The organism is Pseudomonas sp. B21-010 (genome assembly GCF_024749325.1).
In the GTDB taxonomy this organism is placed as follows: domain Bacteria; phylum Pseudomonadota; class Gammaproteobacteria; order Pseudomonadales; family Pseudomonadaceae; genus Aquipseudomonas; species Aquipseudomonas kilonensis.
In genome coordinates, this window is record NZ_CP087198.1 from 72,195 (window position 1) to 95,775 (window position 23,581).

A 23,581-nucleotide genomic window follows, 5' to 3' on the forward strand; every position below is an offset into this window, starting at 1 on the left:
GACAATCCTCGTTCAGGCCGTCGCCAGCCAATCGCGATCCTGCAGGAAGTACTCGGTCAGCCGCGCTTCTTCGCTGCCCGGTTCGGCTTTCCAGTCGTAGCCCCAGCGCACTTGCGGTGGCAGGGACATCAGGATCGATTCGGTACGTCCACCCGATTGCAGCCCGAACAGGGTGCCGCGGTCGTAGACCAGGTTGAATTCCACGTAGCGCCCACGGCGAAACTCCTGGAACTCCCGCTGTTTGGCGGTGAACGCGTCGTGCTTGCGGCGGCGCACGATCGGCAGGTAGGCATCGATGTAGGCGTCGCCGATGGCGCGGATGAAGGCGAAGCAGGTGTCGAAATCCCACGCGTTCAGGTCGTCGAAAAACAGGCCGCCGATGCCCCGGGGCTCGTTGCGATGCTTGAGGTGGAAATAGCTGTCGCACCAGGCCTTGTAGCGCGGGTACACCTCAGGGCCGAACGGCGCGCAGGCCTGCTCGGCGACACGGTGCCAATGGACGCAGTCTTCCTCGACGCCGTAGTAAGGCGTCAGGTCGAAGCCGCCGCCAAACCACCAGACCGGCTCTTCGCCTTCCTTTTCGGCGATGAAAAAGCGCACGTTGGCGTGGGAGGTCGGCACGTGCGGGTTGTGCGGGTGGATCACCAGCGACACGCCCAAGGCTTCGAAGCCGCGTCCGGCCAGTTCTGGCCGATGGGCACTGGCCGAGGGTGGCAGGCCGCTGCCGAAGACGTGGGAAAAGTTGACGCCGCCCTTTTCGATCACCGTGCCGTTTTCGATCACCCGCGTGCGACCGCCGCCACCGGCCGGCCGGGTCCAGGCATCTTCGACGAAGCGCGTGCCGCCGTCTTCGGTTTCCAGGGCGGCGCAAATACGGTCTTGCAGGTCGAGCAGGTAGGCTTTCACGGCCTCGGTGCGAGTGGACATGACATCACCTTGATCAGGGCTACGCTACGCGGCGTATGGCGGGCCGGTGGCAAATGGGCGCACAGGATACCACCGCACTTGCCCACACCACAGTTGACGACGGTCAAGCTTAGGAGTCCGATAGCAGGCTTGGTAAAAGTCATGCGACAAGGAGAAAGTGAAGATGGCCAAACGTATCCAGTTCAGTTCCCACGGCGGTCCCGAAGTGCTCGAGTACGTCGATTACTCGCCTGCCGAGCCCGGCCCGCAGCAGGTGCGCGTTAGCAATAAGGCGATCGGTCTGAATTTCATCGACACCTACTACCGCAGCGGCCTTTATCCGCCACCGGCGTTGCCATCGGGCCTGGGCGCCGAGGGCGCGGGCGTGGTCGAGGCGATCGGCTCGCACGTCACGCGGTTCAAGGTCGGCGATCGGGTGGCGTACGGCAGCGGCCCGCTGGGGGCCTACAGTGATGTGCATGTGTTGCCCGAGGCTAATCTGGTGCATCTGCCCGAATCCATCAGTTTCGAACAGGCGGCGGGCGTGATGCTCAAGGGCCTGACCGTGCAGTACCTGCTGCGTCAGACCTATGAACTCAAAGGCGGCGAAACCATCCTGTTCCACGCTGCTGCTGGTGGTGTGGGTTCCCTGGCCTGCCAGTGGGCCAAGGCCTTGGGTGTGAAGCTGATCGGCACCGTCAGCTCGCCGGAAAAAGCCGCCATCGCCAAATCCCACGGTGCTTGGGAAACCATCGACTACAGCAAGGAAAACGTCGCACAGCGGGTGCTGGAACTGACTGACGGCAAGAAGGTGCCCGTGGTGTACGACGGGGTTGGCAAGGACACTTGGTTGACGTCGCTGGACAGCGTCGCCCCCCGTGGCCTGGTGGTGAGCTTCGGCAACGCCTCGGGTGCGGTGGACGGTGTGAACCTGGGGATTCTCTCGGCCAAGGGCTCGCTCTACGTCACCCGCCCGACCCTGGCGACTTACGCCAACAACGCCGAAAACCTGCAGCGCATGGCTGATGAACTGTTCGCAATGATCGCCAGCGGCAAACTCACCGTGGACATCAACCAGCGTTACCCACTGGCGGAGGCGGCCAAGGCCCATACCGAGTTGTCGGCGCGGCGCACGACGGGGTCGACCGTTCTCCTGCCCTGATTTAAAGGTCGCTGAAGAACCTGTGGGAGCGAGCTTGCTCGCGATAGCGGTGTATCAGTCAGCATCAAAGCCAACTGACCCGACGCCATCGCGAGCAAGCTCGCTCCCACATTCAGTCCATGGTGTTCATAAATACTGTGTGCAACACAAAACCCTGTGGGAGCGAGCTTGCTCGCGATAGCGGTGTATCAGTCAGCATCAAAGCCAACTGACCCGACGCCATCGCGAGCAAGCTCGCTCCCACATTCGGTCCATGGTGTTCAAAAATACTGTGGGCAACACAAAACCCTGTGGGAGCGAGCTTGCTCGCGATAGCGGTGTATCAGTCAGCATCAAAGCCAACTGACCCGGCGCCATCGCGAGCAAGCTCGCTCCCGCATTCGGTCCATGGTGTTCAAAAATACTGTGGGCAACACAAAACCCTGTGGGAGCGAGCTTGCTCGCGATAGCGGTGGATCAGCCAACATCAATGCCAACTGACCTGACGCCATCGCGAGCAGGCTCGCTCCCACATTCGGTCCATGGTGTTCAAAAATACTGTGTGCAACACAAAACCCTGTGGGAGCGAGCCTGCTCGCGATAGCGGTGGATCAGCCAACATCAATGCCAACTGACCCGGCGCCATCGCGAGCAGGCTCGCTCCCACATTCGGTCCATGGTGTTCAAAAATACTGTGGGCAACACAAAACCCTGTGGGAGCGAGCCTGCTCGCGATAGCGGTGGATCAGCCAACATCAATGCCAACTGACCCGACGCCATCGCGAGCAAGCTCGCTCCCACATTCGGTCCATGGTGTTCAAAAATACTGTGTGCAACACAAAACCCTGTGGGAGCGAGCTTGCTCGCGATAGCGGTGGATCAGCCAACATCACTGCCAACTGACCTGACGCCATCGCGAGCAAGCTCGCTCCCACATTCGGTCCATGGTGTTCAAAAATACTGTGTGCAACACAAAACCCTGTGGGAGCGAGCTTGCTCGCGATAGCGGCGTATCAGCCAACATCACTGCCAACTGACCCGACGCCTTCGCGAGCAAGCTCGCTCCCACAGTGGGTTGTGCACTGGCAAAAAGTCAGTCCGGGCGCACGACCTTGCCAGTAGCCAGGTCGCGAATCACGCTGGGGTTCCTGCGTCCGCCCAGGTTGCCGCCCAGCACCAGGTCGATCTGTCCGCGGAAATACTGCTCGACGCGAATCCGCGTGCGCGCCGCCGGGCGTCCTTGGGGGTTGGCCGAGGTGGACACCAGCGGCCCCACCAGCGAGCACAAGTCGCGCACGGTGGGATGATCGCTGACCCGCAGCGCGACGGTGTCGTGTACCCCGGTGATCCATTCCGGCAGCAGGTTCTGGTGCGGCACCAGCCAGGTATTGGGCCCCGGCCAGGTGCTGGCCATGCGGTCCATCCAGGTTTCGGGGAAGTCTTCGAACAGGAAGTCGAACTGGTGGATGTTGTCAGCCACCAGGATCAGGCCTTTGTCGGGCAGCCGCGACTTGATCGCCAGCAGGCGTTCCACCGCCTCTTCGTTCCATGGGTCACAACCCAGGCCCCAGACCGCTTCGGTTGGATAGGCAATCACCGCCCCGGCGCGAATTTCTCGCGCGGCTTGTTGCACACGCCAACTGTTGACCATGAAAGATTCTCCCGCAACGCAAATAAGGCTGTGGGCAGTTTACCGATCTTCCCCATAAAACCTAGCGCGCAAACCAGCGTCCGTTGTCACAGGTGGCGCGGCCTTCCATCTCCAGTTCGGTCAGCGCCGCCAGCACTTTGGGCAAGCCCCAGCCACTGGCGTCGGCCAGCGCCTCACTGCTCAGCGGCGCGGCATGCAGCAGGCGCAGCAGCGGATGGGTCACGGGCACGGGCTCCGAGGCCGGCGACAACCGCTGCCAACCGCGCAGCGCTTCGAGGATGTGCTCGACGGTTTCCACCAGCGCCGCACCGTCGCGGATCAACTGATGACAGCCCCGGGCCCCAGGGTGATGGATCGATCCGGGAATGGCGTACACCTCGCGGCCCTGCTCCGCCGCCAGTCGCGCGGTGATCAGCGAACCGCTGGCGACACTGGCCTCCACCACCAGCACACCGAGGGACAAGCCGCTGATGATCCGGTTGCGCCGCGGAAAGTTGCTGGCGTGGGGCGCTGCGTCCAACGGGAACTCCGACAACACGGCGCTGCCCTGGGCAATCATCGCGTCCGCCAGCCGACGATTGCGCTGTGGATAAAAATTTTCCAGGCCGGTGCCCAACACGCCGACGGTGCGCCCGCCAACATCCAATGCCGCCTGATGGGCCGCCGCATCGATGCCCAGGGCCAGGCCGCTGGTGATGACAAAACCGGCCCCGGCCAAGCTTCGGGAAAACGCCGCCGCAGTGTCCATGCCCGGCCGCGATGCCCGCCGACTACCGACCATCGCCAGCTGGGGTTTTTCCAGGATCGAGGGGTCGCCAGCGACGAACAGCAGCGGCGGCGCGTCGCTGATCTGCGCCAACAGCGCCGGGTAGTCGGGTTGGTCCCACATCAGTAAATGCTGGCCCGCAGGCTCCAGCCAGGCCAGTGCGTGGGCAGCACCGTCACGCACATCCGGGTTGCGCCGCGCCTCGGCACAGGCCAGCGGCAAGCCCAGCGCGCGCCAGGCGCTGGCCGGTGCGCTGATGGCCTTGGAGGCCGAGCCGAAGGCCTCCATCAGCGTCATGAAACGTTTGGGTCCCAGCTCCGGCAAGCGGTGAAGGCGTAGCCGGGCCTCCAGTTCCGCAGGGGAAACCGGCGCAGATTCAGGCAGTGGCATGTGATCAATCCTTGATCGTTATAAGCCCCGTACAAACGGGAACAAGCTGTGGATAACTCTGTTGGTAACTTGTGAGACCCGTTACGGATTACGGACCTTGTCGAGCACTGCCAACGAGCGCGATGCGTACAGCACCAGGCCATAGCTGAGCTTGTCGTAGGTGCGGAAAACCATCAGCAGGCCGGCCTGCTCGTCGGGGATCTTCACCCGCTCGCCCGTGATGCGGTCGCGTACGGTTTCACCGGTCTTCATCACCGCCAGCACATTGCCTTCGACCAGCCCGTCGCGCCGGCCCTTGTTCAGGGTGACCACGTCCAGCGCGCCGATCTGTGTCACGCCCCGCGGCACGTCCAGGATCAACCCGTGGATGTCCGATTTCGGCGCGCTGGGCATGAAGGTCGAATTGATCGAGCGCTCTTCGCCGCTGAACAGGCGATCACCCAGGCGCACTTCCTGGGTGGTGCGTTGCAGGACCAGGGTGGTGACGTCGCCTTCGGTGGCGACCACCTCGCCGCCGCCGATGTCGTCGGCGTTGATGCCCAGGAATTCCTTGGTCTCGGGGTCGGTGTAGACCTTGCCCTGGCGGAAGATGCCGTACGCCGTCTGGTTCGCATCGAACGAGCCACGGGCGAAGACCCGATCCCCCATGCCACTGAGCACTCGTTCGGCATTGCCGGCGACGACGTAGGGGGCCTTGTTGAAATCCTCAGGCGTGTCGACGATGCGGTTGCTCAGCAGGAAGCTGTTGATGGCTTGCAGCGGAATGCTCGGAATGGCGTCGGCCACTGGCGAACTGCGAATGCGCGGCGACAGCTTGATGGTGCCGCGCGAGGCGCCGCGATTGAGAGTCAGGCGCGGCTGGCCGTTGACGTAGACCAGCGACAGGGTGTCGCCCGGATAGATCAGGTTGGGGTTTTCGATCTGCGGGTTGGCCTGCCACAGCTCGGGCCATTTCCACGGCTCGCGCAGGTACTTGCCGGAAATGTCCCACAGTGTGTCCCCCGTCACCACCGTGTATTGCTGGGGAAAACCTTCCCGAAGTTGCACTTGCCCGTGCGCGATACCGGCCGAGGCCAGGAGCAGCAGGGCGAGTAGTGATTTCCTCATGCGGTGAATCCCTTTATTATGTGCGTTCGCGTAAAACGCCAGAGCCCCCGTGGCTCGCTGCTTAAGGAGCTATTCTCCACAAGCGCATCGTTTTACAACGGTAGCCTGCATCCCAAGACACGCCAGGCCAGCCACCCGACTTTACCTCACACGTGCATTTATCAAGCTTATGGCCATTTTGAACATTCTCGAATTTCCGGACCCGCGCCTGCGCACTATCGCCAAACCAGTGGCCGTAGTGGACGACGAAGTGCGTCAGTTGGTCGATGACATGTTTGAAACAATGTATGAAGCGCCAGGCATCGGCCTCGCCGCGACCCAGGTCAACGTGCACAAGCGTATCGTCGTCATGGACCTCTCCGAAGACCGCAGCGAACCGCGGGTGTTCATCAACCCCGAGTTCGAAACCCTGACCGACGAGATGGACCAATATCAGGAAGGCTGCCTCTCGGTGCCGGGCTTCTACGAAAACGTCGACCGCCCACAGAAGGTCAAGATCAAGGCCCTGGACCGTGACGGCCAGCCTTACGAACTGATCGCCGAAGGTTTGCTGGCGGTGTGCATCCAGCACGAGTGTGACCACCTCAACGGCAAGTTGTTCGTGGATTACCTGTCTACCCTCAAGCGTGACCGCATCAAGAAAAAACTGGAAAAACTTCATCGCCAGAATGCTTGATGCCCCCCTTCAAAGGCTTGCCGCGGCAAGCCTTTTTCTTTTTGCGACTGCTTTGTAATTGAGAGCTACCCATGACTGAGCCACTGCGCATCGTCTTTGCCGGCACTCCCGAATTTGCCGCCGAACACCTCAAGGCCCTGCTGGCCAGCCCCCACGAAATCGTCGCGGTCTACACCCAGCCGGACCGGCCGGCCGGTCGCGGGCAAAAACTGATGCCCAGCCCGGTCAAGCAGCTGGCCCTGGAGCACGGCATCGAGGTGTTGCAGCCGCCGACCCTGCGCGATGCGCAAGCCCAGGCCGAACTGGCGGCGCTCAAGCCGGACTTGATGGTGGTGGTCGCCTACGGCCTGATCCTGCCCCAAGTGGTGCTGGATATCCCGCGCCTGGGTTGCATCAACAGCCACGCCTCGCTGCTGCCGCGTTGGCGCGGTGCTGCGCCGATCCAGCGCGCCGTGGAAGCGGGCGATGCCGAGAGCGGCGTGACCGTGATGCGCATGGAAGCCGGCCTGGACACCGGGCCGATGCTGCTCAAGGTCAGCACGCCCATCAGCGCCGACGACACCGGTGGCAGCCTGCACGACCGCCTCGCGCTCATTGGCCCGCCAGCGGTGATCCAGGCGATTGCCGGCCTGGCCGCTGGCACGCTGGAAGGCGAAGTGCAGGACGACAGCCTCGCCACCTACGCACACAAACTGAACAAGGACGAAGCCCGCATCGACTGGAGCCGCCCAGCCATCGAACTGGAGCGCCTGGTGCGGGCCTTCAACCCTTGGCCGATCTGCCACAGCACCTTGAACGGCGAAGCCCTGAAAGTGCTGGCGGCCAGCTGCGCCGAAGGGAAGGGCGCACCGGGTGAAATCCTCAGCGCCAGCAAGGACGGCCTGATCGTGGCCTGCGGCGAGCAGGCGCTGTGCCTGACGCGCCTGCAACTGCCCGGTGGCAAGGCACTGAATTTCAGCGACCTGTTCAACAGCCGCCGTGAGAAATTTGCCCTCGGCACCGTCCTCGGCCAAGCGGCGGACGCCTCATGAACCCACGTCTGGCCGCCGCCAAGGCACTTGCCGCTGTCCTCAGCGGCAAAGCCTCCCTCAACAGCTCCCTGCCGACCCAACTGGACAAGGTCGAAGACCGTGATCGCGGCTTCACCCAGGACCTGGCGTTCGGCACCGCTCGTTGGCAGCCGCGGCTGTCGGCCCTCGCGGCCAAGCTGTTGCAGAAGCCGTTCAAGGCCGCCGATGCCGACGTCGAGGCGCTGCTGCTGGTGGGGCTCTATCAACTGCTCTACACCCGCGTCCCGGCCCACGCCGCCATCGGCGAAACCGTGGGCTGCGCCGACAAGCTGAAGAAGCCCTGGGCCAAGGCCCTGATCAATGCCGTGTTGCGCCGCGCCCAGCGGGAAAGCGAAGCCCTGCTGGCCGAGCTGGAGCACGACCCGGTAGTCCGCACCGCGCACCCGCGCTGGCTGCAGAAATCCCTCAAGGCCTTCTGGCCTGAGCAATGGGAAGCCATCTGCGCCGCCAACAATGCCCATCCGCCGATGATCCTGCGGGTCAACCGTCGCCACCATACCCGCGACGCCTACCTGGCGTTGCTGGGCGAGGCGGGCATCCCGGCCATCCCGTGCCAGTACAGCCGCGACGGCATCGTCCTGGAAACCCCCGGCGATGTGCGCGCCTTGCCGGGCTTTGCCGAGGGCTGGATCAGCGTCCAGGACGAAGCCGCCCAACTGGCCGCCGACCTGCTGGAACTGGCGCCCGGCCAACGGGTGCTGGACGCCTGCTGCGCGCCGGGTGGCAAGACCTGTCACATCCTCGAGGTCGAGCCGAAGCTGGCCGGCGTGGTGGCGGTGGACCTGGAAGCCAAGCGCCTGGTGCGCGTGAAGGAAAACCTCGAGCGTCTGGGCCTGGAGGCCGAGCTGATCGCCGCCGATGGCCGCGACACCGCGACCTGGTGGGACGGCAAGCCGTTCCAGCGCATCCTCCTCGACGCGCCATGCTCGGCCACCGGCGTGATTCGCCGCCATCCGGACATCAAGCTCACCCGCCAGCCGGACGACATTGCCGCGCTGGCCGTGTTGCAGGGCGAACTGCTCGATGCCCTGTGGCCGACCCTGGAAGTGGGCGGCATGCTGCTCTACGCCACCTGCTCGACCTTGCCGACCGAGAACACCGAAGTGATCGAAGCCTTCCTCGCCCGCACCCCAGGCGCCCGGGAACTGGACATTGCCAGCCAGGCCGGCCTCAAGCAGCCTCACGGCCGGCAGTTGCTGGCCCAGGAAGGTGGTCACGACGGGTTCTACTACGCCAAGCTGATCAAGATCGCCGCCGCACGCGGTTAAGACCGATTCGATAGGAGTGACTGGATGAAAATCATCATCCTCGGCGCAGGACAAGTCGGCGGTTCGCTGGCGGAACATCTGGCCAGCGAGGCCAACGACATCACTGTGGTCGACACCGACAGTGAACGCCTGCGCGACCTCGGCGACCGTCTCGACATCCGCACCGTGCAAGGTCGCGGCTCGTTGCCGACGGTGCTGCGCCAGGCCGGTGCCGACGATGCCGACATGCTCGTCGCCGTGACCAACAGCGATGAAACCAACATGGTCGCCTGCCAGGTTGCCCACACGTTGTTCCACACCCCGACCAAGATCGCCCGGGTGCGCGAAGCGGCCTACCTGACCCGCGCCGACCTGTTCGACAACGAAGCGATCCCGGTGGATGTGCTGATCAGCCCCGAGCAAGTGGTGACCAACTACATCAAGCGCCTGATCGAACACCCCGGTGCCTTGCAGGTGATCGACTTTGCCGAAGGCAAGGCGCAACTGGTGGCGGTCAAGGCCTACTACGGCGGGCCGCTGGTGGGCCAGCAACTGCGCCAGTTGCGTGAGCACATGCCGAATGTGGAAACCCGCGTTGCGGCGATCTTCCGCCGTGACCGGCCGATCCTGCCCCAGGGCGACACAGTGATCGAAGCCGACGACGAAGTCTTCTTCATCGCCGCCAAGGCGAACATTCGCGCGGTCATGAGCGAAATGCGCCGCCTGGACGAGAACTACAAGCGCATCGTCATCGCTGGCGGCGGGCAGATCGGCGAGCGCCTGGCCGAAGCCATCGAAAGCCGCTACCAGGTCAAGATCATCGAGATGAACCCGGCGCGCTGCCGCTACCTCTCCGACACCCTCGACAGCACCGTGGTGCTGCAAGGCAGTGCTTCGGACCGCGACCTGCTGCTGGAAGAAAACATCGCCGACGCCGACATCTTCCTGGCCCTGACCAACGACGACGAAGCCAACATCATGTCGTCGCTACTGGCCAAGCGCCTGGGGGCGAAGAAGGTCATGACCATCATCAACAACCCGGCCTACGTCGACCTGATCCAGGGCGGCGACATCGACATCGCCATCAGCCCGCAACTGGCAACCATCGGCACCTTGCTGGCCCACGTGCGCCGCGGCGACATCGTCAGCGTCCACTCCCTGCGCCGCGGCGCGGCCGAAGCCATCGAGGCCATCGCCCACGGCGACGCCAAATCCAGCAAAGTGATCGGCAAAGCCATCCGCGACATCGGCCTGCCACCCGGCACCACCATCGGCGCGATCATCCGCGACGAACAAGTGCTGATCGCCCACGACGACACCGTGATCCAGACCGGCGACCACGTGATCCTGTTCCTGGTGGACAAGAAGCACATTCGCGACGTCGAGAAGCTGTTCCATGTGGGGTTGAGTTTCTTCTGACCACCACGGATCGTTCCCACGCTCTGCGTGGGAATGCCTCTACGGACGCTCTGCGTTCGGCTCTTGAGGGGACGCAGAGCGTCCCGGGCTGCATTCCCACGCAGAGCGTGGGAACGATCTTAGTCATGAGGAGTTTTTAAAATGCTCGACTCCCTGGAAAAAATGCTCGCCAAGGGTGTGGATAACTCCCTGCTGCGCTTCGGCCTGGGCAAAGGCTACCTCGACCTAGGCGAATTCCCCCGCGCCGCCGAACACCTCCAACGCTGCGTCGAATTCGACCCCAAGTACTCAGCCGCCTGGAAATTACTAGGCAAGGCCCACCAAGGCCAAGACAACCTACCGGCAGCACGCCAAGCCTGGGAACAAGGCCTGGAAGCCGCCCGAGCCCACGGCGACAAACAAGCCGAAAAAGAAATGACCGTGTTCCTCAAAAAACTGGATCGCCACCCCTGACTTCACACAAAACTGCTTTTGTGGCGAGGGAGCTTGCTCCCGCTTGAGTGCGAAGCACTCACAAAAAAGCCCCCCCAATCCATTGCCGATCCGCTAAAAGCTCAGCCGGCGCAAAATCTATGACTACCGAACGGCAAACATTTCTCGCAGAGTAAGCTAATGTAGGGACGAAGGGTTGGTGTAGAACCCCTGAAAAGCGAGTAAAATCGCGCGCTGGCTGCTGCTATATAGCGCATTTTTACTGAAAAGGGCTTTCACTGGGGGCGTACTCGAATTCCTCGAAGGGATTCGAACGGGAAGAGCTATGGCACGTGGCGAATTGTTGAAAAAGCTGCTGGCAAGCTATGGCCGGGACGAGGAGTTCCGCGCTGTTGCCGAGCAGATCATTCTTGAAGAAGAGCAGAAGAACAATCGCGTTCTTGCCAGGTCTCTTCGTCACACGCTTGACAACGCCACGTCAGCGAACATTCGCTCAAGCAAACAGCCACCTTCCCAAAAGCTGGCTTCGTTAATCCCGTTCCCCGACGCTGCCGACGATTTTGTTGAAAGAGTCGATCCGGTTCATTCGCACAAAGACATCACCCTTTCGCACGCCAATACGCGTGTTTTTGATGGCCTCCTCCTGGAGTACAGGCGCTCCGAAGAAATTCGGCGTCATGGGTTGGCTGTGAGGTCCAAGCTTCTATTCTGCGGTCCTCCCGGGTGTGGCAAAACACTCTGTGCAGAGGTGTTTGCCGCTGAGCTCGGGTTGCCTCTCTTCGTGGTAAAGCTCGACCGACTGATCTCGTCTTACCTGGGCGAAACTGCTGGAAACGTACGGAAGATATTTGAGTTTGCCAAGCGACAACCGTGTGTCCTGTTCCTCGACGAGTTCGACGCATTGGCTCGTTCGCGCGACGACTCAGCAGAGCACAACGAATTACGTCGGGTCGTGAATAGCCTCCTGTTGTTCATCGATCGTATCCACCCACGCGGCTTCATGATCGCTGCAACTAACCTCGATAGTTCACTGGATCCAGCAATATGGAGACGGTTCGATGAGGTCATATGGTTCGACAAACCAGACCAGGCACTCATCAAACGTTTCCTGAAGACCAAGTTCAAAAATGTCGTGATCGACTTTGATCTGGATAAGTATGTTGATCGTCTGGAAGGCTATTCTTTCGCGGAAATTGAGCGAATCTGCATTCAAACGATCAAGGCACCTTTAATTGCTCGCCGCAAGGGAGTCGCCGAATCCGACTTCACCGCTGCGATTGCAGACGAGAGTCGAAGAAGGGCCGGACGCGCAAGGCTCTGAACTAGCTAACGACACTTGAGGTCAGGATGGCCCGCTACGATCACCTTCGCTTAATTCGACTCCCAACGGAGCTCCCCCGCAGGAAAAAACCTGGCTTCGGGTCGTCGGTTCCTAGGTCCCCCAGAGAGCACAGTGCTCGGCTTACAGATGAGCTAGCACAGGCTGTTGATCAACAAGTTGCTCGAAAGCGGCCAGGCATTGTCGATCCGTCGCTCATCATCCGGGTGAGGATGACAGAGGGCTTACTGGAGCAGGACTGGCATAATGCGGGATTGGAGCTCTTATCCAGTGATCCGGACAAGACGCTAGTTCTCTTCTCGTCCAGCGGTGACCTCGCTCATTTTCGTAGCCAGCTTGCTTCGTTCGGTGGCGATGTCCCCGCTGGGCAGAAAAATCCCCCCTATGCGGGTTTTGTCTCCGGAATTGAATCCATTGGAACGGTCGAGCCGCGCGACCGACTGGGCATGCGCCTCAGAGACGAGGGATTTGGTGATCTGGATGACATTAATCCAGAGGCGCAAATGCTGCTCGATCTTGAGATATGGAACATCGGGGCAGCCCAAATACGAAGCGCAAAGCTCGATGAGTTGACAGAACTCATTGAGCAACAGGGCGGCAATGTCTATGACCGGTACAACGGGCCCGCGATTTCACTGCTGCGCATCGAAGTGCCAGGGCACCTTCTGATCGATCTCCTTTCCATTGAAGTCATCGCGGTCATCGACCTCCCTCCCCAGCCCGACACGTTCACTCGAGATGCTCTCGAACTCAACTTGGCGGACTTCCCCAGAGTCGAAATTCTCGAGAACGCTCCGGTCATTGGAATTCTCGATAGCGGTATCAACGCGCATCCATTGCTGGAAGGCGTCGTAGTCGGGGCTATCGGTGTACCTGAAAATCTGGGTGCTGCTGATGAGTTTGGGCATGGAACTCGGGTGGCGGGAGTTGCTGCATTTGGAGATTTGCGAGCCCAGTTAGCCGAAGGCGGCGATTTGGTTTGCGCGGCGCGGATATGCTCAGCGCGCGTCGTCAATAATCATGGCGGATTTGACGACCACAGCCTGATTACCAATCAAATGCGCGATGCCCTAACCACCTTGAACCGAGATTTTGGTTGCAGGATTTTCAGCATTTCTCTGGCTGATATAAAAAGCGCACCGTATGCCGGCGGTAAAGTTGGTCCCTGGACAGCCACCCTGGATGAGCTTGCTCGCGAGCTGGATGTTCTGATCTTGGTATCGGCGGGTAATCGAATGCCGCGGCAGGGGGAGCGCCAGGAGGAAAGCGTCACTGGGTATCCTGAGTATCTCTTAGAGCCTTCTAACCGCTTTCTGGAGCCATCAGCGGCTCTCAACGTCCTAACCATTGGCTCTATTGCTCATGGAAATGGCATTGACCAAGCGCCTCAAGATGCTGCAGTTGGCATTCGACCGATTACTGGTCCGTATGAGCCATCACCATTCTCTCGCGTCGGTCCTGGCATTGGGGGGGCTATAAAACCAGATCTGGTGGATCTTGGGGGAACACTGGTTTATGACCCTCTTGCCGGCCCACGTACCGGATACGATCAACCAAGCGCAGGGATTCTTACGTTAAATCATCGCTACCTAGAGCAGATGCTTCGGACTGCCTCAGGCACGTCATATTCTACACCCATGGCCGCTCATAAAGCGGCCCAACTACTGGGGCGCTTTCCCGAGGCTTCGGCAAACCTGTTAAGGGCTCTTTTGGTTGGAGCTGCAACGGTGCCGGACCAGGCCAAGCAGCGTCTGATCCATTTGGCCCCTGAGGCTACCCGCCATATCTGCGGCAACGGATTTATTGGTGTTGAGAGAGCCGCGTACTCCGATGACGCGCGTGTCGTCCTGTATGCAGAAGATGCCTTGGCCCTAGACAACTTTGCTGTCTTCGAGATCCCGATTCCTGAGCCGTACCTCAATCAACCAGGCGACCGCACGATAACGATCACCCTGGCATACGACCCACCGGTGCGACATACAAGAGTCGACTATGCCGGTGTACACATGAGTTACCGCGTGCTTCGTGGCGTAAGCCTAGATGAAGTGGTGGAGCATTTCCGCAGGAGATCCAAACAGGAAGGTCCCGCCCCCCAGATTGCTGCTTCCAAGGTTTGCGACATGAATCCCGGGCCGACCTTGCGAGAGAAAGGCACGGTGCAAACAAGCTGCGTAACCTTTAAGCGTGGCGAGCTAACTCAATACGGGGACACTTACTACCTAGTCGTCCGCTGCGAGTCTGGTTGGGCCGACTTTTTAACTGAGCAGCGATACGCAGTAGTTGTTGAAGTTGCCCATCGAGCTGGTGTGCAGATCTACCAACACGTTGAGCAACGTGTGCGTGTCCGTCCGCGGATTGGCCTGAGCCACTAAATATATCTGCGTCGTGCCCCTCTGCCCTGAGTGCTGGCACGGCAGTACTTTGAAAAGATATAAAATAGACGTCGATTCAAAGGTCCGCTTATGTCCGTTTGCAGCCTATCGCTAGGAAGGATAGTGGTGGGGTATGCGGGAAAAAATTTGAGAATATTTTAGAGATTATTCGTCCGCTTCTAACGGATAGAAGAACCAAAAACCCGACGCAAAACGTCGGGTTTTTCGCTGGTGGAAAATCCTACTGCCGCGGTTCCACGTTATCCAACACCCGATTCGCAAGCAACGAACTCAACTCAATCAACTGCTGAATCCCCTGCGCCACGTGCCGCCTCGATCCCTCCAGATCAAACGCCAGATCACTCACCATGGCATCAGCCGAAGCCAACGTCTCAGTGAGGTTGGCAAGCAGGCATTCGTTATCGAGGCCTTTCACGACGGCGTACAGCTGCCCCGGTTTGGGCTCGTCTTTGGATTTATCCGATTTCGGTAGCAAGTAGTGATCGAGCACCCGTTTGGTGGTTTCGTCTTGCTGCTTGGCTTTGGATTTTGCGGATGTAGAGGTGGAATCTGCTTTTGGCGGATTCGGGGTCGTTTTGAACATTGACGTAATCTCTCAATTAGGCCACAGCCCTCTCGCTACTAAACGAAAGGGTGGCGGCTGCGCGCAAGTTAGTAGACCGGTGATTACGTCAAACCCGGCGCACCCGAAGGTGCCATGCGCACAGCCACCATCGAGAACAGGCAACGCCTGACTGATGAGAATCGTGCACCGAGACGTAAACCGGGCTACTAAACCCGACCACTGATGGGCAGTGGCAGGAAGACAATAAAACCCAGGGACAAGGCGCACAAGCGGGCGGATTCTGGCGTAGTTGTAGGCAAAGGCGCAAGGATGCGTAGCTAGATGGACGTTGTAGGCGGGGGCTGTAGGAGAGGAGTGTTTTGGCGATGAAGGTGGGTTGTTTTGCTCAATCCAGCGATACGAAATGATTTGAATCCGATCCGCCCGTTGCAGAGAATTGCCACCTTTACCCCAAAAGGATACGGGCGATGAAGTTCGAAGGGACTTTCCAATACATGGGCAATCACGGGATCGTCTTCAACGTCTCGCAGATCACCCTCACCGACAGCGAACGCGGACGCTTGCGCGAGCTGCATTTTGGCGAAGCGAAAAGTGCCCACTATGAAGTCAACAGCAAGGTCGTCGAGGTGTACGACAAGATGCTGGCCAAAAACCTGCCGTGCGTGATGATGATCGGCATCTCCAAGCCGCTCACCCGGCAACAGGGCGACGCCCTCAACGCCCAGCGCACCACGATCGCCACCCTTACAGCCGCGGCCTTCGCTTCCGCCGCCAAGGCTGTGGCCCCCCTTAGGTGGCGGCATCTGTAGGGGTGGGTGTACGCGCGTATACCAATCAAATTCTACCCACCTACCATGCTGGCGACGTACTGGTCAGCATCGAGGCGCAGGTCAACGGCGGTATCGGCCCGCAACGCACCCTCTCGACATTGATCATCAAGGCCTGACCGGAGACGTATATGTCCGACATTACTCAATTGGTCATTGCCTTGGTGGTGTCCTTTCTGCTCGATCGATTCCTCAAACCCTATCTGCTACGCAAGTGGCTAGGCGTGGTGTTGGCGGCGGCGGGTGCGGTTGGCTGCGTTTTGGCCGGTGAGACCCGCTTGTTGGGGTTTGATCTGGGGTTGCTGTCGGCTTTTGCCGTGGCGATAGGGATGGGATTGTTCATGAAGCGGCGGCGGTTTGAGGAGGTTGGCTGAGCGGGAAAGGCGGGCGGATTTAATATCAGAAAATCAATCCCTTAAGTGGGCTCTACGTATTTCTAGGAATAGAGGGGATCGATGACCAACCTGATTTCAATCGCAAGCCATAAATCGAAGTACAGCATCGGCTTCTATCCGACCTTTGCCGTTGACGGAGTACCTCTGGAGGTTTGGCTGCCTAGGCATAACCCGGATGCTGAGCTTCATCTCGTCGCGGCCCATGCAGGCTTGTACAGCGATGAAGATACTTGGCTGATATGGGATCGGATCTATTCCACTGCGCCGGGATGGAAGACCCTGGTTCCCTTGCTTGTCTGCTCTGATGACCTAGACCTGACCTGCACCGTTATTGTCGCTGAGCAGTGCGCTGATGAGCATCAGGTCCAGTGGAGCCGATTTGGCTTGCTAAAGGATTTGATTACGTTGGAACTTCCATCTGTTGACTGGTACGACGCGATACCCTGCCTGACCTTTGAAAGGTCACATTATCAGAGCGTGCTGGACGAGTTCCGAAAGCAAGAAAACATCAAAATGGACTGGGACTAGCTGCGTAAGCTATCTACCTGCGATTAATCTCGCCGTTCGTTACAGTTGCCTCGGACTGAAAGAAACGACGTGTGAACGACTGCTATCGGCCGATTCTGTTGAAAAAGTCGGTCATCAAAAACTGCCTGATCATCGACCCGTGAAAATGCCTTTTTTACACGCTGCTACGTGAAATCTGCCTCTGGACACCTCAGCTGAAAGTAAAGGGTTCAATGTCGGACGCGTACTTTTCAGCTGCGGAAACTGATAGTGGGGTGTAGGTGAGGGCTGTAGGAGGGAGGTTTTTTGGTGATGCGGGTGGGGTGTTCTGCGCTGGAACTGGGGCGATTTCATCGCGAGCGAGCTCGCTCCCACAGGGGGTTGGGGGTGTTGCAGATACTGTCTTCACCGCCGCCAGGGGTGGGAGCGAGCTTGCTCGCGAAGAGGGTGGCACATTCAATATTGATGCAAGCTGACCCGCCGCTTTCGCGAGCAAGCCCGCTCCCACAGTGGGTGGCGTTGGGCTGGATATTCGGCTCGACACTAACCCCTGTGGCGAGGGATGCGTAGCAGGCCCCTGCATTTTTCCAGGCAAACCGCATCGTCTGGTTTTGCGGCTGCTGCGCAGCCGAGCGGGAGCAAGCTCCCTCGCCACGGGGTTGTCTGGGCTGGCGTCATCGCGAGCAAGCTCGCTCCCACAGGGGGTTGGGGGTGTTGCGGATGTTGTGTTCGCCACCGCCAGGGGTGGGAGCGGTGTTGGGCTGGATATTCGGTTCGACACTAACCCCTGTGGCGAGGGAGCTTGCTCCCGCTGGCCTGCGTAGCAGGCCCCTGCATTTCTTCTGGCAAACCGCATCGTCTGGTTTTGCGGCTGCTGCGCAGCCGAGCGGGAGCAAGCTCCCTCGCCACGGGGGGGTCTTAGCGGGCCTCATCGCGAGCAAGCTCGCTCCCACAGGGGGATGCAGTATTTGAACACCCCAGGCGGGATGCGCGCGCCTTGGGCTTATTTACGCTTGAGCATCTCCGGCAACTGCGCCACCAACTTCTGGTTATTCAACGGCGCCCGGATAAACCCACGCTGGGTGCCGTCCGGGCCAATCACGGCGAGGTTGCCGCTGTGATCAACCGTGTAGTTGGGTTTGCTGGTGTCCGCCGGGATGAACGGAATGCTCACTGCATTCGCCAGTTTCTGCAGGTCTTCCACCGAGGCGGCGGTCAGGCCTATGAACTGCGGATCGAAGTACCCCAGGTACTGCTTGAGTTGCTTGGGCGTGTCGCGGTTCGGGTCGACGCTGACCAGTACGATCTGCAACTTATCCACAGCCTCGGGCGGCAGTTCGCTTTTGATCTGGCGCAGTTGGGCGAGGGTGGTCGGGCAGATGTCCGGGCAGAAGGTGTAGCCGAAGAACAGCAGGCTCCATTTGTCTTTCAACCCGTCCATCGCCACGGGCTGGCCGTCCTGGTCGGTCATCTTCACGTCCGGCAGGTTGCGGCTCTGGGGCAGCAGGATGATGCCGGCATCGATCAGCGCCGTCGGGTCGCCCTGGCCTTTGCCGGACAGCACCTTGTTGATGGTCAGGCCGAGGATCAGTGCGATCACGGCCACGAGGATGAAGACGGTTTTCTGGGTTCGAGTCATAGGCTCAACAGTAAGTAATGATCTACAAGCAGGGCGATGAACAGCAGGAACAAGTAATAAATAGAGTACTTGAAGGTGTTGATCGCCGCGTGCGGCCGACTGCCACGGTACAACACCACGGCCCATTGCAGAAACCTGGCGCCCAGCACCAGCGCGCAAACCAGGTACAGCATCCCGCTCATATGGATCACGAACGGCATCAGGCTCACCGCCAGCAGCACCAGGGTGTACAGCAGGATATGGATCTTGGTGTAGTGCTCGCCGTGGGTCACCGGCAGCATCGGGATGTCGGCCTTGGCGTATTCCTCCTTGCGGTGAATCGCCAGGGCCCAGAAATGCGGCGGGGTCCAGGCGAAGATGATCAGCACCAGCAGCAGCGGTTCGGCGCTGACATGACCGGTGGCCGCCACCCAGCCCAGCAGCGGTGGTGCCGCGCCAGCCAGGCCGCCGATGACGATGTTCTGCGGCGTCGCCCGTTTCAGGAAACCGGTATAGACCACCGCATACCCCAGCAACGAGGCCAGGGTCAGCCAGGCTGTCAGCGGGTTGGTGAACGCCAGCAGCAAGGCCTGGCCGATCACGGCCAGTGCCAGGGCGAAGGTCAGGGCGGCGGCCGGTGAGACCCGGCCCTCGGCCAATGGCCGTTTGTGGGTGCGGGCCATCACCGCGTCGATGCGCCGGTCCACCACATGGTTGACCGCCGCCGCGCCGCCGGCACATAGGGCGATGCCCAGGTTGCCGAACACCAGGACCGTCCACGGCACGCCGGCACGGGTGGCGAGGAACATGCCGACCAGCGAGGTGATCAGCATCAGCACCACCACTTTGGGCTTGGTCAGCTCCAGGTAATCGCGCCATATCGCTTGGCTGTGGCGTTCACCGGTCAAGGTTGCCATGGCATCTCTCCTTTTATTGTTATGGGGCTGGCGCCGTGTTTAGGCGGGTTGAACCGCCAGCGCAGCGGGACTTGATGCTTGACCCGGACCAGGCTGGTCCGGGCGTGATAGTTGACCAATACCAGGGTCAGCAGCAGTGCCGCGCCCCCGGCGTTGTGGGCAACGGCCACCGGCAACGGCAGATGGAACAGCACGTTGCTGATGCCCAGGGTGATCTGCGCCGCCAGTGCGGCCAGCACCAGCCCGGCCAGCCGGGTCATGCCGACGCTCTTCAATTGCCAGGCCAGCCCCAGCAACACCACGGTCACCAGCAACGCGCCGATGCGGTGGGTCAGGTGGATGGCGGTGCGGGCGTCGCTGTCCAGTTGCCCGCCCAGGTAGTTCGGGCCGATGTGCTGGGTCAGGTGGAAGCCGTTGGCAAAATCGGCCGGTGGCAACCATTGGCCGTGGCAGGTGGGGAAATCGATGCAGGCCACGGCGGCGTAGTTGGAACTGACCCAACCGCCCAGGGCGATCTGGCCGATCACCAGCAGCAGCCCGGCCGTGGCCCAGTGTTGCAGGCGCTTGGGCACGGTCAGCGCCGGCAACACGCCGGACAAACGCAAGGTGAGCAGAAACAGCAGGCTCAATGTCGCGAAGCCGCCGAGCAAATGCCCGGTCACCACCTGCGGCCACAGCTTGAGGGTCACGGTCCACATGCCGAACGCCGCCTGGGCGAACACCACGGCCAGCAGGAACAGCGGCAGTTTCAACGGCAGGCCGGGGTGACGGCGGTTCATCCAGGCCCGGGCGGCCAACAGGGTAATCAACAGCCCCAGGGTCCCGGCAAAGTAGCGATGGACCATCTCGTTCCAGCCTTTATGGGCCTCCACCGGGGTGTCGGGGAAATGCAGCTCGGCATGGGCCAGTTGGGCTTCGCTCTTGGGCACGCTGATGAAACCGTAGCAACCGGGCCAGTCCGGGCAGCCGAGGCCGGCGTGGGTGAGCCGGGTGTAGGCGCCCAGCAGAACGACGATCAACGCCAGCAGCGTGGCAAACAGCGCGAGGCGAAATCCAGGTTTGGCCATGTCGATGCCCTCATCCGATGTTCGACAGTTTCAGCAGGTGACGCAGGTCGTTGAGCAGGTCCTTGCCCTTGACCCGGGCGTCGTAGCGCAGCACCAGGTTGCTGTGGGGATCGATGATCCACAGTTGCGCGCCGCCGGAGCCCTGGGCGCCTTTCTGATAGGCCGGCAGGTCCAGTGGGTAGCGTTGCAATTGCGGGTATTCACGCTGCAATTGCCCGTCATATTCAGCGTCCAGCGGTTGCGCGATGGCCAAGGCGTGGCTGGCGCGGGACGCGTCGCGGCCAAGGCCGATCTGCACCTGCCGGGCGAGGTACACCAGTTGCCGGCAATCCACCGAGCATTCCTGCGGTGCCGTGACCAGGATCTGCCAGCGCTGTTCATCGGCCTGTACGCCGATCTCGGCGCGGGTCTGGCCGTTGCCGATCAGTTCGCCGTGGTAGCTGCGGCTGTCGGGCACCCAGAACTGGAACTTGTACATGCCGGTGGCCAGGATCATCGGGCCGACCACCCCGAGCACGATCAGCAGCAGTTGCAGGCGTCCCTTGCGACGGTTGGGCGCTACGGGCGCCTCAGACGTGTTGGTTGGATTCATGGTGTTTCCCATGGTGTCTCCCTGCGTTGTGCCATCCGAGATAAAGGAACAGGCCGAACAGCGCCGTCGCCATGGCGAACCACTGCACGGCATAGCCGAGGTGTTTTTCCGGACCCATGGCGACCACCGGCCAATCGGTTCGGTAGGCGCCGGGGCCGCTTTGTTGGCGTAATTCATAGGTGAAGCCGCTGCGGCCCAGTTCGGCCCAGAGCTTGTCCGGTTCGATGGTGGTGACCAGTCGCGGCCACGGGGCGCCGGCCGGGTCGGCGTGAAGCTGGAAGGTCGCGCCCGGGGCGACGTAGACCCAGGCCTGGAGGCTCACCGGTTGTTCCGGCGTGTTGAAGACCGGCGGGGTGCGCCGGTCGGGCCAGGGCAACCAGCCGCGATTGACCAGCAGCCACAGCCCGGTGCGGTGGTCGAGGAACGGTTGCAGCAACTCGATGCCGACCTTGCCGTCGTGCTGGCGGTTATCCAGCAGGATGCTGTGCTCGGCGTCGAACTGGCCTTGCAGCGTGACCGGTCGAAAGGCCGGATCGGCGGTGTGCGTAAGCTCGGTGCTGTCCATCGGCGGCGCGACGCGGCGCTCGGCGTAATTTTCCATGAGCACGCGCTTCTGTTCGCCGCGGCTCAATTGCCAGAACCCCAGGCACACCATCACGGGCACCAGCACGGCCACCACCAGTGACGGCACGAGGCCTGGCCGGAAGCCTTTCATGGCGCCGTCCGAAAGCCGTCGAACGGGATAGCTATACTCACGTGCATCGCGTCCCCCCGGAGTGTCCCTAATGCTAAAAGCAGCCATCGTCCTGATGCTGATTGCCACGGTTGTCAGCCTGTTCAGCGGTCTGTTTTTTCTGGTCAAGGACGACAGCAATTCCAATCGCCTGGTCATCGCCCTGGCGATCCGGGTCAGCCTGGCCGCCGTCACCGTCGGCTTGATCGCCTGGGGTTTTTTCAGCGGCCAGTTGGTGTCCCACGCGCCCTGGTAGTCGCGCCTCAGAGCACGTAGACGAAGACGAACAAGCCGATCCACACCACATCGACGAAGTGCCAGTACCAGCTCGCCGCCTCGAAGCCGAACTGATGCTCGTTGTCGAAGTGCCCGCGCATGATCCGCATCAGCATGACGAACAGGATGATCGTGCCGATGGTGACGTGGGCGCCGTGGAAACCGGTGAGCATGAAGAAGGTCGCGCCATAGACGCCGGAGCCCAGGGTCAGGCCCAGTTCCTTGTAGGCGTGCATGTATTCTTCGGCCTGGAAGCCCAGGAAGGCGCAACCCAGCAGCACGGTGATCGCCAGCCAGAGTTTCAGCGCGCCGCGATGACCTTTCTTCAGGGCATGGTGGGCGATGGTGACGGTGACGCTGGAACTGACCAGCAGCACGGTATTGAGCAACGGTAAGCCCCAGGGGCTGATGACTTCCTTGGGCGCCGGGAAGAGTTTCGGGTCGGGGTTGTTCAGCAATGGCCAGGCGAACTCGAAGCTCGGCCAGAGCATGTGTGACAGGCCCTTGGTACCTTCACCCGCCAGGCCTGGCGCCGAGATGTTGCGCACATAGAACAGCGCACCGAAGAAGGCGATGAAGAACATCACTTCGGAAAAGATGAACCAGCTCATGCCCCAGCGGAACGAGCGGTCGAGTTGTGCGCTGTACAGCCCGGCGCGGCTTTCCTTGACCACCGCGCCGAACCAGCCGAACAGCATGTAGGCCACCAGCAGGCCGCCGACGAAAAAGATCAGCGGGCCATGGGATTCCGGGCGCGCCGCCTTCAGGTCGTTGAACCAGGTCGCCAGGCCATACACCGTGACGAACATCCCGACCGTGGCGATGATCGGCCATTTGCTCTGGGCCGGAACGTAATAGTGTTCGTGAGTTGCCATTTATTGTTCTCCTTATCGGGCACGCTATCGGTCAGTGTTTAGAGCCACCGGTGGATGACGAGCGGTGATATCGAACAGCGTGTAGGACAGCGTCAGGTGCTTCACTTCCTTGGGCATGTCCCGGTCGACGATGAAGCGCATGGGCATTTCGATGCGTTCGCCGGGTTGCAGCACTTGCTGGGTAAAACAAAAACATTCGGTCTTGTGGAAATACGCCGCCGCAGTGCTGGGCGAGATACTCGGAACCGCCTGGGCGCTCATTGGCCGGTTGGTGGGGTTGTGGGCGACGAACACCATCTCGTTCACCGCCCCCGGCTTGACCACCAGTTGGTCGCCCTTGGGGTAGAAATCCCAGACCATGTCCACCGCGTTGGTCGACAGGAACTGCACCCGCACCTGGCGGGACTCATCGACGGTCTGCTCGCCCTCGTACTGCCCGCCGGTCTTGCCGTTGATGCCGAACGCCTTGCACATCACGTCGTAGATCGGCACCAGGGCAAACCCGAAGATGAACATGGCCACCACCACCAGCAGCAGGCGGGTGACCAGTTTCTTCATCGAAATCGAATCAGCCATGATTTCCAGTCCCTACCCAGAACCCTGTGGGAGCGAGCTTGCTCGCGATAGCGACGACTCGGTGTGTCAGATACACCGCTATCGCGAGCAAGCTCG

23 protein-coding genes and 1 pseudogene are annotated in these 23,581 nt (G+C 60.9%); 12 read left to right on the forward strand and 12 right to left on the reverse strand.

Going from position 1 to position 23,581, the window contains the following annotated elements; genetic code table 11:
• Positions 1 to 12 precede the first annotated feature (12 nt).
• Positions 13 to 927, reverse strand: a complete 915-nt coding sequence (gene hemF / locus LOY50_RS00325) for an oxygen-dependent coproporphyrinogen oxidase (RefSeq protein ID WP_024617012.1) — start codon at positions 925 to 927, stop codon at positions 13 to 15.
• 163 nt (positions 928 to 1,090) lie between these two features.
• On the opposite strand from hemF, the gene LOY50_RS00330 reads away from it, so the two are divergent.
• Positions 1,091 to 2,068, forward strand: a complete 978-nt coding sequence (locus LOY50_RS00330; protein ID WP_253470649.1) for an NADPH:quinone reductase — start codon at positions 1,091 to 1,093, stop codon at positions 2,066 to 2,068.
• Between the two features lie 1,072 nt (positions 2,069 to 3,140).
• Here the strand turns inward: LOY50_RS00330 and LOY50_RS00335 are convergent.
• From LOY50_RS00335 to LOY50_RS00345, 3 genes are all read right to left on the reverse strand, one after another.
• Positions 3,141 to 3,698 (reverse strand): L-threonylcarbamoyladenylate synthase, encoded by a 558-nt coding sequence (locus LOY50_RS00335; RefSeq protein WP_018603585.1) that lies wholly within the window; start codon positions 3,696 to 3,698, stop codon positions 3,141 to 3,143.
• Positions 3,699 to 3,759: 61 nt separating this feature from the next.
• A complete protein-coding gene (gene dprA / locus LOY50_RS00340) occupies positions 3,760 to 4,854 on the reverse strand; it encodes a DNA-processing protein DprA (protein WP_253470651.1) in 1,095 nt (364 codons plus the stop codon).
• An 81-nt stretch (positions 4,855 to 4,935) separates the two neighbouring features.
• Positions 4,936 to 5,961, reverse strand: a complete 1,026-nt coding sequence (locus tag LOY50_RS00345; protein WP_258690113.1) for a LysM peptidoglycan-binding domain-containing protein — start codon at positions 5,959 to 5,961, stop codon at positions 4,936 to 4,938.
• Positions 5,962 to 6,130: 169 nt separating this feature from the next.
• On the opposite strand from LOY50_RS00345, the gene def reads away from it, so the two are divergent.
• The 7 genes from def (at position 6,131) to LOY50_RS00380 (ending at position 14,516) form a co-directional block, all read left to right on the forward strand.
• Complete coding sequence (def, locus tag LOY50_RS00350) at positions 6,131 to 6,637, forward strand: peptide deformylase (RefSeq protein WP_003196300.1); 507 nt, start codon at positions 6,131 to 6,133, stop codon at positions 6,635 to 6,637.
• Between the two features lie 71 nt (positions 6,638 to 6,708).
• Positions 6,709 to 7,668, forward strand: coding sequence for a methionyl-tRNA formyltransferase (gene fmt, locus LOY50_RS00355; protein ID WP_258690114.1), 960 nt, complete (start codon positions 6,709 to 6,711; stop codon positions 7,666 to 7,668).
• Positions 7,665 to 8,975 (forward strand): 16S rRNA (cytosine(967)-C(5))-methyltransferase RsmB, encoded by a 1,311-nt coding sequence (gene rsmB, locus LOY50_RS00360; protein ID WP_258690115.1) that lies wholly within the window; start codon positions 7,665 to 7,667, stop codon positions 8,973 to 8,975. Before fmt ends, rsmB begins: the two co-directional genes overlap by 4 nt.
• Before the next feature lie 24 nt (positions 8,976 to 8,999).
• Positions 9,000 to 10,373 carry a Trk system potassium transporter TrkA gene (gene trkA / locus LOY50_RS00365; protein WP_186710645.1) on the forward strand — a complete coding sequence of 458 codons (1,374 nt, stop codon included), beginning with the start codon at positions 9,000 to 9,002 and terminating at the stop codon, positions 10,371 to 10,373.
• Between the two features lie 141 nt (positions 10,374 to 10,514).
• A complete protein-coding gene (locus LOY50_RS00370) occupies positions 10,515 to 10,826 on the forward strand; it encodes a tetratricopeptide repeat protein (RefSeq protein ID WP_258690116.1) in 312 nt (103 codons plus the stop codon).
• Between the two features lie 304 nt (positions 10,827 to 11,130).
• Complete coding sequence (locus tag LOY50_RS00375; RefSeq protein WP_258690117.1) at positions 11,131 to 12,126, forward strand: ATP-binding protein; 996 nt, start codon at positions 11,131 to 11,133, stop codon at positions 12,124 to 12,126.
• 26 nt (positions 12,127 to 12,152) lie between these two features.
• On the forward strand, positions 12,153 to 14,516 hold the full coding sequence (locus LOY50_RS00380; protein ID WP_258690118.1) for a S8 family peptidase: 2,364 nt from the start codon (positions 12,153 to 12,155) through the stop codon (positions 14,514 to 14,516).
• Between the two features lie 241 nt (positions 14,517 to 14,757).
• On the opposite strand, the gene LOY50_RS00385 is transcribed toward LOY50_RS00380, so the two are convergent.
• The gene (locus LOY50_RS00385) at positions 14,758 to 15,120 is read right to left on the reverse strand and encodes a DUF6124 family protein (RefSeq protein WP_258690119.1); all 363 of its coding nucleotides are present in this window, start codon (positions 15,118 to 15,120) and stop codon (positions 14,758 to 14,760) included.
• Positions 15,121 to 15,569: 449 nt separating this feature from the next.
• Here LOY50_RS00385 and LOY50_RS00390 point away from each other — a divergent pair.
• The 3 genes and pseudogenes from LOY50_RS00390 to LOY50_RS00405 all read left to right on the forward strand — a co-directional run bounded on the left by LOY50_RS00390 (position 15,570) and on the right by LOY50_RS00405 (position 16,852).
• Positions 15,570 to 16,048 (forward strand): annotated as a pseudogene (locus LOY50_RS00390) (hypothetical protein).
• A 12-nt stretch (positions 16,049 to 16,060) separates the two neighbouring features.
• Positions 16,061 to 16,303, forward strand: a complete 243-nt coding sequence (locus tag LOY50_RS00400; protein ID WP_258690122.1) for a hypothetical protein — start codon at positions 16,061 to 16,063, stop codon at positions 16,301 to 16,303.
• 81 nt (positions 16,304 to 16,384) lie between these two features.
• Positions 16,385 to 16,852, forward strand: coding sequence for a hypothetical protein (locus tag LOY50_RS00405; protein WP_258690123.1), 468 nt, complete (start codon positions 16,385 to 16,387; stop codon positions 16,850 to 16,852).
• A gap of 982 nt (positions 16,853 to 17,834) precedes the next feature.
• Here LOY50_RS00405 and LOY50_RS00410 read toward each other — a convergent pair.
• From LOY50_RS00410 to LOY50_RS00430, 5 genes are read right to left on the reverse strand one after another with little or no spacing between them, the layout of a single operon-like run.
• Positions 17,835 to 18,470 (reverse strand): SCO family protein, encoded by a 636-nt coding sequence (locus LOY50_RS00410; RefSeq protein WP_258690124.1) that lies wholly within the window; start codon positions 18,468 to 18,470, stop codon positions 17,835 to 17,837.
• Positions 18,467 to 19,366, reverse strand: coding sequence for a heme o synthase (gene cyoE, locus LOY50_RS00415; protein ID WP_013691978.1), 900 nt, complete (start codon positions 19,364 to 19,366; stop codon positions 18,467 to 18,469). Before cyoE ends, LOY50_RS00410 begins: the two co-directional genes overlap by 4 nt.
• On the reverse strand, positions 19,354 to 20,433 hold the full coding sequence (locus LOY50_RS00420) for a heme A synthase (protein WP_214511184.1): 1,080 nt from the start codon (positions 20,431 to 20,433) through the stop codon (positions 19,354 to 19,356). Before LOY50_RS00420 ends, cyoE begins: the two co-directional genes overlap by 13 nt.
• A 10-nt stretch (positions 20,434 to 20,443) precedes the next feature.
• Positions 20,444 to 21,037 (reverse strand): hypothetical protein, encoded by a 594-nt coding sequence (locus LOY50_RS00425; protein WP_028237726.1) that lies wholly within the window; start codon positions 21,035 to 21,037, stop codon positions 20,444 to 20,446.
• A complete protein-coding gene (locus tag LOY50_RS00430) occupies positions 21,003 to 21,740 on the reverse strand; it encodes an SURF1 family protein (protein ID WP_258690125.1) in 738 nt (245 codons plus the stop codon). Before LOY50_RS00430 ends, LOY50_RS00425 begins: the two co-directional genes overlap by 35 nt.
• A gap of 70 nt (positions 21,741 to 21,810) precedes the next feature.
• On the opposite strand from LOY50_RS00430, the gene LOY50_RS00435 reads away from it, so the two are divergent.
• A complete protein-coding gene (locus tag LOY50_RS00435; protein ID WP_003196325.1) occupies positions 21,811 to 22,014 on the forward strand; it encodes a twin transmembrane helix small protein in 204 nt (67 codons plus the stop codon).
• 7 nt (positions 22,015 to 22,021) lie between these two features.
• Here LOY50_RS00435 and LOY50_RS00440 read toward each other — a convergent pair whose 3' ends face one another.
• On the reverse strand, positions 22,022 to 22,909 hold the full coding sequence (locus LOY50_RS00440) for a cytochrome c oxidase subunit 3 (RefSeq protein WP_214511186.1): 888 nt from the start codon (positions 22,907 to 22,909) through the stop codon (positions 22,022 to 22,024).
• 24 nt (positions 22,910 to 22,933) lie between these two features.
• Complete coding sequence (locus tag LOY50_RS00445) at positions 22,934 to 23,485, reverse strand: cytochrome c oxidase assembly protein (protein ID WP_013691983.1); 552 nt, start codon at positions 23,483 to 23,485, stop codon at positions 22,934 to 22,936.
• Positions 23,486 to 23,581 lie beyond the last annotated feature (96 nt).

Coding starts and splice junctions, on each gene's coding strand:
- hemF (WP_024617012.1), bottom strand. CDS start 927: ATGTCCACTCGCACCGAGGCCGTGAAAGCCTACCTGCTCGACCTGCAA.
- LOY50_RS00330 (WP_253470649.1), top strand. CDS start 1,091: ATGGCCAAACGTATCCAGTTCAGTTCCCACGGCGGTCCCGAAGTGCTC.
- LOY50_RS00335 (WP_018603585.1), bottom strand. CDS start 3,698: ATGGTCAACAGTTGGCGTGTGCAACAAGCCGCGCGAGAAATTCGCGCC.
- dprA (WP_253470651.1), bottom strand. CDS start 4,854: ATGCCACTGCCTGAATCTGCGCCGGTTTCCCCTGCGGAACTGGAGGCC.
- LOY50_RS00345 (WP_258690113.1), bottom strand. CDS start 5,961: ATGAGGAAATCACTACTCGCCCTGCTGCTCCTGGCCTCGGCCGGTATC.
- def (WP_003196300.1), top strand. CDS start 6,131: ATGGCCATTTTGAACATTCTCGAATTTCCGGACCCGCGCCTGCGCACT.
- fmt (WP_258690114.1), top strand. CDS start 6,709: ATGACTGAGCCACTGCGCATCGTCTTTGCCGGCACTCCCGAATTTGCC.
- rsmB (WP_258690115.1), top strand. CDS start 7,665: ATGAACCCACGTCTGGCCGCCGCCAAGGCACTTGCCGCTGTCCTCAGC.
- trkA (WP_186710645.1), top strand. CDS start 9,000: ATGAAAATCATCATCCTCGGCGCAGGACAAGTCGGCGGTTCGCTGGCG.
- LOY50_RS00370 (WP_258690116.1), top strand. CDS start 10,515: ATGCTCGACTCCCTGGAAAAAATGCTCGCCAAGGGTGTGGATAACTCC.
- LOY50_RS00375 (WP_258690117.1), top strand. CDS start 11,131: ATGGCACGTGGCGAATTGTTGAAAAAGCTGCTGGCAAGCTATGGCCGG.
- LOY50_RS00380 (WP_258690118.1), top strand. CDS start 12,153: ATGGCCCGCTACGATCACCTTCGCTTAATTCGACTCCCAACGGAGCTC.
- LOY50_RS00385 (WP_258690119.1), bottom strand. CDS start 15,120: ATGTTCAAAACGACCCCGAATCCGCCAAAAGCAGATTCCACCTCTACA.
- LOY50_RS00400 (WP_258690122.1), top strand. CDS start 16,061: ATGTCCGACATTACTCAATTGGTCATTGCCTTGGTGGTGTCCTTTCTG.
- LOY50_RS00405 (WP_258690123.1), top strand. CDS start 16,385: ATGACCAACCTGATTTCAATCGCAAGCCATAAATCGAAGTACAGCATC.
- LOY50_RS00410 (WP_258690124.1), bottom strand. CDS start 18,470: ATGACTCGAACCCAGAAAACCGTCTTCATCCTCGTGGCCGTGATCGCA.
- cyoE (WP_013691978.1), bottom strand. CDS start 19,366: ATGGCAACCTTGACCGGTGAACGCCACAGCCAAGCGATATGGCGCGAT.
- LOY50_RS00420 (WP_214511184.1), bottom strand. CDS start 20,433: ATGGCCAAACCTGGATTTCGCCTCGCGCTGTTTGCCACGCTGCTGGCG.
- LOY50_RS00425 (WP_028237726.1), bottom strand. CDS start 21,037: ATGGGAAACACCATGAATCCAACCAACACGTCTGAGGCGCCCGTAGCG.
- LOY50_RS00430 (WP_258690125.1), bottom strand. CDS start 21,740: ATGAAAGGCTTCCGGCCAGGCCTCGTGCCGTCACTGGTGGTGGCCGTG.
- LOY50_RS00435 (WP_003196325.1), top strand. CDS start 21,811: ATGCTAAAAGCAGCCATCGTCCTGATGCTGATTGCCACGGTTGTCAGC.
- LOY50_RS00440 (WP_214511186.1), bottom strand. CDS start 22,909: ATGGCAACTCACGAACACTATTACGTTCCGGCCCAGAGCAAATGGCCG.
- LOY50_RS00445 (WP_013691983.1), bottom strand. CDS start 23,485: ATGGCTGATTCGATTTCGATGAAGAAACTGGTCACCCGCCTGCTGCTG.